Raw genomic sequence first — 13,890 nt, 5'->3', positions numbered from 1 at the left:
ACACATCCAACCCCTACCGCCCATTGTTACAGCCGGTTACACCGATCCGGGCAACGGCACGATCACCTATGAATTCGGCCACTGGCACGGTCGCCGACGGAGCCCGATCTCACCACCCGAGTAGTTCGCCCGTTGCGAGGACGTACTCGAGATCGGGTAAGTCGGTTCGGTCGACGGCCGAGCGGACCTCGTCCGGAAGCACCACATGCGTCACCCAGTCGTCAGCAAGTGAGTCTTCGATTGCCTCGTCGTCACCGAGAATGACGACAGCCGCTCCGGCTGACGCCGCCAGGAGGACTGCGACCGAGTGCTCCGGCGAGCCGACCGCGCCGGCGAATGCCAACCTCGACTCGAAGTCGACGGAATACCGCTTGCGCAGCTCCGCCAGAGAGTTCGACAGGTCGCCGTACGTCAGCACTCGGTCACCGTCGACGATCGCCGGATCGTCCGCCATTGTCGACCGGGCGCGATCGACGTAGCTGATCGGACGATCCGACATCGTCGCCAGCCGAGACTCGATCTCCGGTGACGTCAAGAGCAGCGTCGAGGTGTCGGAGTCATTCGACAGGGTCAGGCTTGCCGGATCCGACGGATGCGCCCCGGTAACGGCTGCGCCGGTCTTCACCACAGACCAGTAGGCGATCACGGCATCGACACCACCACCGATGGAGATCGCAGTGCCGGGACCTGCACCTTCCTCGATGAGCAGGCGAGCCAGACGCGAAGACTTCGCGTCGAGTGCCGCGTAAGCGGTCTCCTCGCCGTCTGTTACCACCGCAGGCGCGTCCGGGTCGCTTTCCACGACGGAGGCGAGCAACTGAGGCAGCAACGTCGTGCTCGCGACTGCGCTGGCTTCGCGAACGCCGTCGGCGACCTCGGACTTCTCCATGTCGGTCAGCAGATCGAGATCGCCGACCTGCCTGGTCGGATCGTCGGTGACCTGCTCGAGTACACGAACGAACCGCTGTGCGAACGACTCGACCGTGGTCTTGTCGAACAGGTCCTCGGAATACAGCCACAGGCCGGAGAGTCCGAGGCCGTCCGCTGCGGTGGTCAGGGTGAGCTGAAGGTCGAACTTCGTGGTCAGGACTCCGCTGTCGACGGCGCCTATGGTCAGGTCTGCCAATGCAAACTCGGTCTGGGCGGTCGGTTCCAGCGACAGGACGATTTGGAACAGGCCCCCCGCCCGAGGCGGCAGCGCCTCCACGATTTCCTCGTAAGGAACATCGGCTTCGCCGAACGCGGCCAGGTCGACGTCGCGCACATGCGAAACGAGATCCTCGAAGCGTGCACCGGCATCGACCGTGGTGCGAAGCGCGAGTGTGTTGACGAACATACCGACGAGATCGTCGAGGGCGCGCTCGCCCCTGCCGCCGACAGCGGTACCGATCGCGAAGTCGGAGCCTCCACCCAACCTCGAGATCAGGACCGCCAGTGCGGCGTGGATTGTCATGAACACCGTGGCGTTCTTTGCTCGGGCGATGTCGCTCAGTCGCGAGTGGACATCAGCGTCGACGGTGAACTGGACTGCCCCCGCTGCGGCGGACTGCACCACGGGACGCGGTCGGTCTGTCGGCAAGCCGACATCGGTAGGCAGATCGTCGAGCGCTGTGCGCCAGAAGTCGAGTTGGCGCGCGGCGATCGTTCCCGCGTCATCTACCGATCCCAGTACGTCGCGTTGCCACAGCGCGAAGTCTGCGTACTGCACTTGGAGTGGGCTCCACGACGGTGCACTGCCCCGGGTACGCGCTTCGTAGGCCACCATCACGTCGCGGGCCAGTGGCCCCATCGACTGCCCGTCGGCCGCGATGTGATGCGCGACGAGTACGAACACGTACTGATCTTCTCCGATCTGGAGAAGATCAGTACGTACCGGAACCTCCGATGACACATCGAATCCGGCGGTCGTCGATTCGACGACCTTCGTGTACATCTGCGCGCCGTCGTGGACCGCTGTCGGTTCCCCGAACATGGGCACGAGGTCGGCGCCGACGATCCGCTGCACCGGCCCCAGCCCGTCGGACGGGTAAAGCGTTCGCAGTGACTCGTGGCGCGAGATCACGTCACGCAGAGCAAATTTCAGCGCGTCGACGTCCAACTGCCCGGCCAGACGCAGCGCCATCGGGATGTTGTAGGTCGAGGCGTCGGTGTCCATCTGGTTGAGCACCCACATACGCTGCTGCGCCAGTGACAGCGGAATGCGCTCGGGGCGATCTTGGGCAACGAGCTGCTTTCGCGAACCGGTTCCGACGTGGACTTCGATCGCGCTCGAGAGTTCTTCGACTGTCCGGGTGTCGAACAGAGTCCGTACGGGGACTACGGCGTCGAGGGATCGGCTCAGTCGTGCCGCCGCCCGGGTCGCGATCAATGAGTTACCACCGAGTTCGAAGAACTCGTCGTCGAGTCCGACCTGAGGAACCTCCAGCAATTCGGCGAATACCGTCGCCACGGCCTTCTCGGTGTCGGACACCGGCGCTCGATATTCGGCGGAAGCGAAGACGGGTGCAGGCAGCCGAGCGGAGTCGAGCTTCCCGTTCACCGTGAGGGGCAAGGCGTCCAACAACACTGTCGCGTCGGGAACCATGTAGCCGGTGAGGAAGTCGGCCGCACTTGTGCTGACCGTGCTCGCGTCGAGGTCCGAACCGGCTTCGGGCACGACGTACGCGATGAGCCGATCGCCCAGATCTGCGTCCTTGCGGACGACGGCCACGGCACGGGCGACACCACCGACTCGGAGCAGGGCCGTTTCGACCTCGCCGAGTTCGATCCGGAAACCTCGAAGCTGAACCTGCGAATCGGAACGCCCCAGGTATTCGAGCTGGCCGGCGCGGTTCCAGCGCGCCACATCACCGCTTCGGTACATCGACTCGCCGTGCGATGCAAACGGATTCGCGACGAACCGCCCGGACGTCAATCCGCTCTGCCCCAGATACCCGCGTGCCAGTTGTCCGCCGGCGACGTAGATCTCGCCGGCCGTGCCGATCGCAGCGGGCTGCAAACGGTCGTCGAGTACGTACACCCGAAGGCCGTCGAGTGGTCGACCTATCAACGACGCCGTCGTGGTCTCCGCGCTCGCACGATCGAGCGGGAGATAAGAGACGTGCACCGTGGTCTCGGTGATTCCGTACATGTTGACCAGTTGCGGCGAGTCGTCGGGATGACGGTCGTACCACCGGGTCAGCTGTGCGAGATCGAGTGCCTCGCCACCGAAGATCACGTACCGGAGCGCAAGATCCGACGCGGTACCGTCCGATCCTCCGGAAACACGGTCTGCCTCCGCAAGCTGGTAGAAAGCCGACGGAGTCTGATTGAGCACCGTGACGCCCTCGGTGGTCAGCAATTGTCTGAACTGGTCTGGCGAACGCGACGTCTCGAAGTCGACGACCACGAGTACACCGCCGTGAATGAGCGGACCCCACAGCTCCCACACCGAGAAGTCGAATGCGTAGCTGTGGAACAAAGTCCACACATCCGAGGAATCGAATGCGAATTCCGTCTGCGCGTTGGCGAACAACTCCACAACGTTCCGATGAGTGACCGCAACACCTTTGGGGCGGCCGGTAGATCCTGATGTGTAGATGACGTACGCCAGGTCTCTCGAACGCAAAGGCCGCACGCGGTCTGCGTCGGTCACGGGGCGGGAGTCGGCAGCGGCGTCCCGGGGCGAGACAGAAGGGCAGGGCAGTTCCCGCAGCGAATCCGGAGCGACGATCGCACACACCGGAGACGCGTCGGCAAGGGTATATGCGATCCGCTCATCCGGATAGCTCGGATCGATCGGCAGATACGCGGCACCAGACTTGACGACGGCGAGCAGCGCCACGACCAGATCGACCGATCGCGGCAAGAGGACCGCTACCAGGTCCTCGGATCCGACTCCCGAATCGATCAGCGTGCGGGCCAGACAGTTTGCGCGGGAATCGATGTCCCGATACGTCAATCGCTCGTCTCCGAAGACCACCGCAATCTCGTTCGGTGATCGGGTCACCTGTGCATCGAACAGTCCGGCCAGAGTGGTCGAGTCGTCGACGACCGCCCCGGGCGTGGCCCACCCTTCGAGTATCGTCCGGCGTTCGTCCTCGCCGAGAATGTCGATGTCGCCGACTGCATTTGACGAATTGGCGACGACGGATGTCAGCACGGCGTTCAGTCGTGACTCGAGGCCTGCAATCGTCGATTCGTCGTAGAGATCGGTGGCGTAGGTGACGGCGAAGGTGAGCCCGCCCGCCTGAGCCGGAGTCTCCCAGACCGTGAACTGCAGGTCGAACTTTGCCAACGTCGGCGCAATGTCGACACCGGAAATGCTCAGGCCCGGAATCTCTACGGATCCGTGCGCACCCTGACCGAGATTCTGGAACGAAAAGCCCACCTGGAAAAGCGGATTACGCGCCTGCGACCGTTCGGGGTCCAGTGCTTCCACCAGACGCTCGAACGGAACGTCAGCGTTCTCGAAACCGGCCAAATCGGTGTCCCGTACCTTCGACAGGAGTGCAGTGAACGACTCGCCCGGGTCGACCTCGGTCCGCAGGACCAAAGTGTTGACGAACATGCCGATCAGATCATCGAGAGCCTGTTCACCTCGTCCGGCCGCTGGTGTACCGATCACAATGTCGGCGGTGCCGGACAGCTTCGCCAGCAGGACGGCCAGCGCACTGTGCAGAACCATGAAGAGTGACACATTATGTTCTCGCGCAACATGATTCAATGATTCGTGCATGGCCGCTTCGATATCGAAGCAGTACTCGGCACCGGAGTGTGAAGCGACTCGCGGACGCGGCCGATCCGACGGCAGGGTCAGTTCGACGGGCAATCCGTCCAGTTGCGACTTCCAGTATTCCATCTGTTTCGAGATCAACGATCCCTGATCGGACTCGACACCGAGTACCCGGCGCTGCCACAGCGCGAAGTCCGCGAATTGGATCGGTAGCGGCTTCCACGTCGGAGCGATTCCCTGCGACCTCGCGGCGTACGCCGAGACGACGTCCCGGACCAGCGGCCCCATCGAAAAGCCGTCACCGCTGATGTGATGGATGGCGAACACCAGAACGTATTGCGAGTCGGCAAGATCGAACAAACGTGCCCGGACCGGCACGTCTGCAGTGACATCGAATCCGGCGAGTACGTATTCCGCCACCCGGTCGGTGACGACGGACTCGTGGATACGTACTGGCGACAGATCAGGCAGTGCATCCGCGGTGTCGAGGACTCGCTGGTATCCGACACCGTCGACTTCCGGATATGTGGTCCTGAGAATCTCATGTCGCTCGAACAGATCACGAAGAGCTGCCTGCATGGCCTCGATGTCGAGATCCCCCGTCAACCGGATCGCGATCGGAATGTTGTCCACTCCGGACGCCGAATCGAATCGGTTCAGGAACCACATGCGCTGCTGCGCGATCGACAGCGGAACCAACTCAGGGCGCTCCTGTGGTTCGAGCGGCGGACGGCCGCCCCGCCCCACGAGCACGTCGATTCGCGCCGCGAGCGACTCCACTGTCGATGCATCGAACAGGATGCGGACCGGCACAGTGGTGTCGAGTGCATGCCCGAGTCGAGCGACGATCTGCGTCGCGATCAGTGAATTACCGCCCAGCGCAAAGAAGTCGTCGTCCAAGCCGACCTGCCCGATACCGAGGAGGTCGGCGAAAATACGCGCAACTTCGACCTCGACCACAGATTCGGGTTCCCGGAAGACCGCGATCTCGACCTCAGGATCGCGCAGTTGCTTCCGGTCGAGTTTTCCCGAGGCGTTGAGCGGCAGTTCGTCCAGAACAACATGTGCCGTGGGCACCATGTATGACGGAAGATGTTTCCCCAGTATCGATTCCAGTTCCAGCCAATCGATCAGAGACTCACCGGCCGCCGTCAGGTACGCGACCAGTTGATCGTTCCGGACGGCAACCACCACCGAACCGACCGACGGATGATCACGCAGGATCGACTCGATCTCCCCCAGCTCGATGCGTAGTCCGCGTAGCTTGACCTGAAAGTCGGTACGTCCGATGTATACCAACTCACCCGACGCATTCCATCGCACCAGGTCTCCGGTCCGATACAGGCGTGAGCCGGCAGGTCCGAACGGATCGGCGACAAACCGGTCCGCGGTGAGGTCCGGCCGAGCCACGTACCCCCGGGCCAACTGCACTCCCGCGAGGTAGAGCTCGCCCGCGACCCCGACGGGCACCGGATGCAGTCGTGAGTCGAGTACCAGAACGCGTGTGTTCCAGACCGGCGCGCCGATCGGCATGGTGGTGGTGTCGGCGTCCGTCACCTCATGGAAGGTGACGTCGACCGCGGCCTCCGTCGGTCCGTACAGATTGTGCAGTTCAGTTCCGGGAAGAACCGTCCGGAACTGCGCGGCCACCTGCGGGGCGAGCGCCTCACCCGAGGCGAAGACTCGGGTAAGGGTAGAAGACCTCGTGACAACCGTATCCGCGAGGAACACTTCCAACATCGACGGCACGAAGTGAATGGTGGTCACTCGTTCGGACGCGATCAGCGCGGCCAGATAGGCCGGATCTCGGTGGCCGTCGACGGCAGCGATCGCAAGTCGAGCTCCGACTTGCAACGGCCAGAAGAACTCCCACACGGAGACATCGAAGGTAAAGGGAGTCTTCTGGAGGACCACGTCGTCGCCGAGGAGGCTGTACTCGGCCTGCATCCAGATCAGCCGGTTGACGATCGCGCGGTGTGACACCGCAACGCCCTTCGGTTTGCCCGTCGACCCGGAGGTGAAGATCACGTACGCCGTGTTCTCCCCTCGCAGCGGGCCGAGGCGGTCCGCGTCGGTGACCGGTGCGTCGGAACAACCGGACAGGTCTACGGTATCGATCCTGACTACCAGCACTCCCTCAGCGTCGAATCCATCTCTCTCTGTGGTCAACACACAGATCGGAGCTGCAGTCGACACGACGTATTCGTTGCGCTCGACGGGCTGATCGGGGTCGATGGGCAGATAGCCGCCGCCGGCCTTGACTACCGCGTACATCGCCACCAGCAAATCGAAGCTTCGGCGAATGGCCAAGCCGACCAGGGTATCCGGGCCGACGCCTTCCGACACGAGTTTGCGGGCGAGTTGATTGACCCGCCGGTCGAATTCGAGATACGTCAGCTGATGCCCATCGAAGGTCAGCGCGATCGAATGGGGAGAGCGGACGACCTGTTCATCGAACAGATCCACCAGCGTCACATCGCGAACATCGTGACCGGTGCTGTTCCAGCGCTCGACGACCAGCCCCAGATCGGAGTCGCCGACGACGTCGACGTCCCCGACCGGCCCAGCGGGGGCAGCCGCGACCGCCGAGAGAGTCGCGGTCAGATACTGGACGAAGGAGGCCACCGTCTTACGGTCGAACAGATCCGTTGCGTAAGTGAAGAGTCCACGGAGTTCACCGTCATGCTCGGTGATCGTCAATTGCAGATCGAATTTCGCCACGGACGCATCGACGTCGAGGGCCGATACCGTGACGCCGTCGATGTCGGCCGATTCGTCGCTGCCCTGGGCGACGTTCTGGAACGTGAGCATGACCTGGAACAGCGGATTGCGTGACTGCGATCGTTCCGGGTTGATGATTTCGACGAGGCGCTCGAACGGCACGTCGGCATGCGCGAACGCTTGCAGGTCCGACTCACGCGTGCTGCGAAGCAATTCCGTGAACGACAGCGACAGATCGACGTTCGTCCGCAACACGAGTGTGTTGACGAACATTCCGATCACATCGTCGAGTTCCTGCTCACCACGCCCCGCGACCGGAGTACCGATCACGATGTCGGAGGTGCCGGACAGGCGCGCCAGCATCACGGCGAATGCACTGTGCACGACCATGAATCGCGAAGCCTGATGCTCACGCGCAATTCGGTCGAGGGAATCGACGACGCCCTGCTCGATGGCAAATTGGTACTCTGCACCACCGTTCGTTGCTACGGCTGGACGTGGCCGATCGGTCGGCAGGTCCAGCTGATCCGGGATTCCCGCGAGCCGGCTCTTCCAGTAGTTGACCTGGCCCGAGATGATCGAGTGCGGATCGTCCTCGCTGCCGAGCACCTCACGCTGCCACAGGGTGTAGTCGACGAACTGGACAGCCAGCGGCGACCAGGACGGCGCACGCCCGTGCGATCGCGCCGCATACGCTGTCACCACGTCACGTACCAACGGCACCATCGAGAAACCGTCTCCGCTGATGTGATGGACGACGAAGACAAGCACGTACTCATCGTCGGCAAGTTGGAAGAGCGCGGTACGGAGAGGGATCTCGACCGTGACGTCGAATCCGGGCTGGATCAGCTCCCGCACACGGAGTTCCACAGTCTCGGCCGGAACTCGAACCGGTGACAGATCGAGATAGACTGCCGCCGAACCGAGAACCTGCTGGTAACCGACGCCGTCGATTTCGGGATAGATCGTGCGTAGGCTTTCGTGACGGTCGATCAGGTCCCGCACGGCCCCCGCCAGAGCCGCCGTGTTCAACGGACCGGTCAACCGCACGGCGACCGGAATGTTGTCGACCCCGGATTCCGGCTCGAACCGGTTGAGGAACCACATTCGCTGCTGCGCCAACGACAGCGGGACTCGCTCGGGACGCTCCTGTGGGACGAGAGGCATCCGCCCCGCGTCGCCGGTGTGAGTGCTCAGTCGTGCGGCCAGGGCCTCGACCGTCGACACGTCGAACAGCAGTCGTACCGGCACTACGGTGTCCAAGGACTGACCGAGCCGTGAGACAACTCGCGTGGCAATCAACGAGTTGCCGCCGAGTTCGAAGAAGTCGTCGTCGAGACCGACCTGAGCTACACCCAGAACATCCGAAAAGATCTGGGCCACAGTTTCTTCGACCACAGTGGTCGGAGCGCGGTATGACAGTGTCGCGAACGTCGGCTCGGGCAGGGCCCGCCGATCGACCTTTCCGTTGGCGTTCAATGGAACCGTCTCGATCGCCACGAACGCAGACGGCACCATGTAGTCAGGCAGACGCGCCGCGACGGTCGAACGTATCGCCGCGATGTCGACGTCGGCCCCGTGTGCTGGTACCAGATAAGCCACCAGGCGGTCTCCGACCAGGCTGTCCTTGTGTACCACCACGACAGCAGCCGATACCGAATCGAGTGCCACCAGGGCCCCTTCGATCTCGCCGAGTTCGATTCGGAGTCCACGGATTTTGACCTGGAAGTCGGTGCGGCCCAGATAGTCCAGCTCTCCCGAACCGTTCCACCGGACCTGGTCTCCGGTACGGTACAGCCGCGAGCCTGCCGACCCGAACGGATTCGCCACGAACCTCTCGGCAGTAAGGTCGAAGCGTCCGCCGTATCCGCGGCTGACTCCCACACCTCCCACGTAAAGCTCACCGACCACTCCGGCCGGGACCAGCTGCAGGCGCGAATCCAGCACGTAGAGTTCGATATTCGGAATCGGAATCCCGATGGGGACTCCGTTGACGTCTCCCGGTGCCGCCTCCTGGAAGGACACTACGTCGGAGGCCTCAGTGGGGCCGTAACTGTTGACGACGCGCACACCGGCGGCCATCAGATCTTTGAGCCGACCAACCTGAATGGGCTCACCACCGAGGAACACGACGTCGAGTGATTCGAGGACGCCGTCCACGTCGGCATCGACCAGTGCATCAAATGCACTCGGCGACATGTTCGCGACCTGGACGTCGTCGTCGGAGACGGCGCGAAGGATCTCGGCGGGGTCGAACCCCGCTGCGGCGACGTGAACACTGCCACCGCTGGTAAGCGGTCCCCACACATTCTTCTGCGTGAGATCGAAACTCGGTGACGACGCAACGACCACACCAGCGGCGTCCGGAAGTTCGGATCGGTACCAGGCTGTCGTATTCTCGATGCCCGCCATCGGTACGACCGTGGGCTTGGGCCGACCCGTCGAACCAGAGGTCGAGATGACGTATCCCACGCGCTCACCTGCGCCCCGCTCACGCCAATGGTCCACCCATTCCGGAACAGAATCGCCGGATTCCGCCCCATCAGTGCTCTCGACCCGCAGCACCGGGAGCGCCGTCTGGACGCCGCCGGACGCGATCACCACGCGGGCACTGGTGTCTTCGAGCAATGTATTCACGCGCTCGGTCGGCAACGTGGGATCGATTGGTGTGTAACCGGCGCCGGTCTTCCACACCGCGAGCATTGCCACTACCCACTGCCACGACCTGGGCAGCACCAGCGCAACCACGTCGTCCGCTCCCACACCCGCAGCGAGCAAGTCCTGAGAGAGCACCGACGACCGCGCATCGAGTTCCCCGTAGGTGAGGGTCCGATCATCGGCCACGACTGCAACCGTCGACCGGTCGCGACTGACATGCCGGGCAAAGAGTGCAAGTGGCGATCTGTCGCCGATCGACACACGCTGCCCCACCGACCAGTCGAGCACGCGGGCTGCCTCGCCGGCGCCGAACAGATCGATCTCGCCGACGAGAACGGCCGGATCGGCAGCGACCGCACCGAGCAATACGGACAGCCTGGAACCGAACGTCTCGATGGTCGAGGCATCGAAAAGGTCACGCGCATAATCGATGACGACTGACAGCCCGCCGACCTCGATGTCTTCCCACACCGTGAACTGGAGGTCGAACTTGGCGACTGCGGACTCGAGCTCGAAACCGCTTACCTCGAGGCCGCCGAGCGTTGCGCCACTTTGTGTTTTCTGGCCGAGATTCTGGAACGCGAGCATCACCTGGAACAGCGGATTGTGTGCCTGCGAGCGTGCCGGGTCGAGCACCTCTACCAGGCGCTCGAACGGGACGTCAGCGTTACCGAATGCATCGAGGTCTGCAATCCGTGCCTGGTTCACCAGCTCGTCGAATGTACTTGCCGGATTGATCTCGGTACGCAGCACCAGGGTGTTGACGAACATGCCGATGACGTCGTCGAGTGCGCGATCGCCACGACCCGCCACCGGGGTGCCGATCGCGATGTCAGTGGTTCCGGACAAACGCGCCAACAGCACGGCGATTGCGCTGTGCAATACCATGAACACCGTGGCCTTGTTCGCCTGCGCAATCGACTCGAGGCGCGCGAGTACGTCCGCACCGATAGTCATCGTGTGCGACGCTCCGCGATAACTCGCGACGGGCGGGCGGGGTCGATCCATCGGCAGGTCTAGCCGCTCGGGGAGCCCGTCGAGCTGCTGTGTCCAGTAATCGATCTGGCGCGATATCACCGATTCCGCGTCGTGCTCGCTGCCGAGGACTGTTCGCTGCCAGATCGAGAAGTCTGCATATTGCACGTCCAGCGGCGTGAATTCGGGTGCGCTGCCAGCCGCCCGACTCGCGTAAGCGGTCACGACGTCGCGCACCAAGGGGCCCATCGAGAAGCCGTCACCACTGATGTGGTGGACGACGAATACAAGGACGTATTCCGACGCGGCCACCTGGAAGAGCTTGACCCGCAACGGCACCTGTGAGGTGACGTCGAATCCCCCGGTGATCTCCGTGATGACACGCTCGGTGATCTCGGATTCGGCCACAGCGACCGGCGACAGATCGAGCTCCACGTCGGAGACGGTCAAGATCTGCTGGTAGCCGACGCCGTCGACCTCCGGGTACACAGTACGCAGGCTCTCGTGCCGCTCGACGAGATCATCGATCGCCGAACGGAGCGCAGCGGCATCGAGCATTCCGGTCAGCCGGAGAACGACTGGGATGTGATCGACTGCCGAGGTCGAGTCGAAGCGGTTGAGGAACCACATACGCTGCTGCGCAAGCGAAAGCGGGATCCGGTCGGGACGTTCCTGTGCAACGAGAGGAGCCTTCGTACCGCGGCCAGCAGAATCGCCTACGAGAGAAGCTAATTCGGATACCGTCGGAGCATCGAAGAAAGCTCGCATGTCGAGTTCCACGCCGAGTTCGGCGTTCGCGCGCGCCACCACTCGCGTCGCGAGCAGTGAATTGCCCCCGAGGTCGAAGAACCCGTCGTCTATGCCGAGATCGTCGCGGCCGAGCAAGTCGGCAAAGATCGCTATCAACGTCTTCTCGACCGGGGTGCTCGGTGCGCGGTATTCGACAACCTGCGCTGTGAACTCGGGCGCCGGCAGCGCCTTGCGGTCCAGCTTGCCACTGGCATTGAGCGGAAACGCCTCGAGTTCGACAAACAGCGACGGCACCATGTAGTCCGGCAGGCGTCCACCCAATTCACGTGCAAGAGCGTCGGTGTCGAGCACAACTCCCGATGCGGGAACCACGTATGCCACCAGATTGTCGCCCAAAGCCGCATCGGAGTGGACGAGAACGGCCGCCTGTGCGATTGCATCGTTGTCGAGTAGCGCTGATTCGATTTCGCCGAGTTCGATGCGCAGTCCCCGCAGCTTCACCTGGAAGTCGGTGCGGCCGAGGTACTCGAGCAGGCGGTCGGCGCCGGCACCGCGCCATCGGACCAGGTCGCCGGTTCGGTACATGCGCTCGCCGTCCGAGGTGGAATGCGCGACGAACCGATCCGCCGTCAGATCGGGGCGGGAGACATACCCTCTGGCCAGCTGGACCCCCGCGAGGTAAAGCTCGCCGGGGACGCCGGGAGGTACTGGACGCAGTGCGTCGTCGAGGACGAGTAGCTCTGTTTCGGCGACAGCACGGCCGATCGGAATGGAGACCTCGTCCTGCGGTCCGGTTGCGTAGTACGTGACGTCGACGGCTGCCTCGGTCGGTCCGTACAGATTGTGCAGTTCCGCGGTGCTGACGTCGCGCAGCCGCGCGGCGGTCTGGGCGGGAAGCGCTTCACCCGAGGCAAAAACGTAACGTAGCGAGGTGATCTCGGAAGCGCGCGGTTCAGCGACGAAGACCGCGAGCATCGAGGGGACAAAATGTACAACGGTGACGCCGTACTCGATCATCGTCGCTGCGACGTAGGCCGGATCACGATGCCCGTCCGGCTTCGCGATCACGAGGCAAGCGCCGACCTGCAACGGCCAGAAGAACTCCCACACTGATACGTCGAACGTAAACGGCGTCTTCTGCAGGATGACGTCTTCGTCGGTGAAGGGATATTCGCTCTGCCTCCATCGGAGGTTGGCGACGATTGCCTCGTGTGACACACCGACGCCCTTGGGCCTGCCGGTCGAACCCGACGTGAAGATCACGTACGCAAGATTGTCGGTGCGCAGCGGTGACAGCCGGTCACCGTCGGCAAGCGGCGCGCCTGAGTGCGCCGAGACATCGATGTCATCGATCCGCAGTACATCGACGTTTTCGGGAATGCCGACCGCGTCCACTGACGTCGTCAGCACGAGGACGGGCGCGGCGACGTCGATCACATACGCCAGACGCTCAGCGGGATGGTCGGGATCGAGTGGTACGTACGCACCACCGGCCTTGACGATCGCGTACATCGCAACCAGCAGTTCGACGGACCGACGGATACCCAGGCCGACGAGTGTGTCCGGTCCGACGCCACGGGCGACGAGCTCGCGGGCGAGCTGATTGACCCGGCCATCGAATTCCGCGTATGTCGACGCCGTGGAGCCGAAACGAAGGGCGACGGCATCGGGGGTACGCGCGACCTGCTCCTCGAACAGACTTACGAGAGTCGACTCGACGACCGACGGAGCCTCGAAAGCAACGACGGAAGTCGCGTCGGCGATGAGCGCACCGACGACGGATTCGAGGCCACCCTCTCGTGTGGCGAGCAACTCCGGCAGCAGCGTGGAGATCACGACGGGTACGAGTGCGTCCGGGCCGAGCGCACCACCCATCGCGGAGTCGAGTGTGGTCAGTTCCGAGTGCAACCGTTCGTAGGTCACCTCGGCGTCTGCATGAACAAGCGCTGTCCGGTCGGGCTCCGCCTCGGCTACTGCAGCGATCAATCTCGGCAGGTCTTCGATCGTCAGCGACTGTGGTCCCGGCATACCGACGGACATCAACACTTCCTCCAACTGACGACAGCACGGCG

Annotated in this window: 1 protein-coding gene; it reads right to left on the bottom strand. The window is 63.3% G+C overall.

Annotated features, from left to right (window positions below; translation table 11 throughout):
• Positions 1-109: 109 nt before the first annotated feature.
• Positions 110-13,858 (bottom strand): non-ribosomal peptide synthetase, encoded by a 13,749-nt coding sequence (locus tag BH682_RS09175; protein ID WP_075835205.1) that lies wholly within the window; start codon positions 13,856-13,858, stop codon positions 110-112.
• Positions 13,859-13,890 lie beyond the last annotated feature (32 nt).

The organism is Rhodococcus sp. YL-1, assembly GCF_001942025.1.
Lineage (GTDB): Bacteria > Actinomycetota > Actinomycetes > Mycobacteriales > Mycobacteriaceae > Rhodococcus_F > Rhodococcus_F qingshengii.
This window is presented reverse-complemented; position numbering and strand designations above follow the sequence as displayed.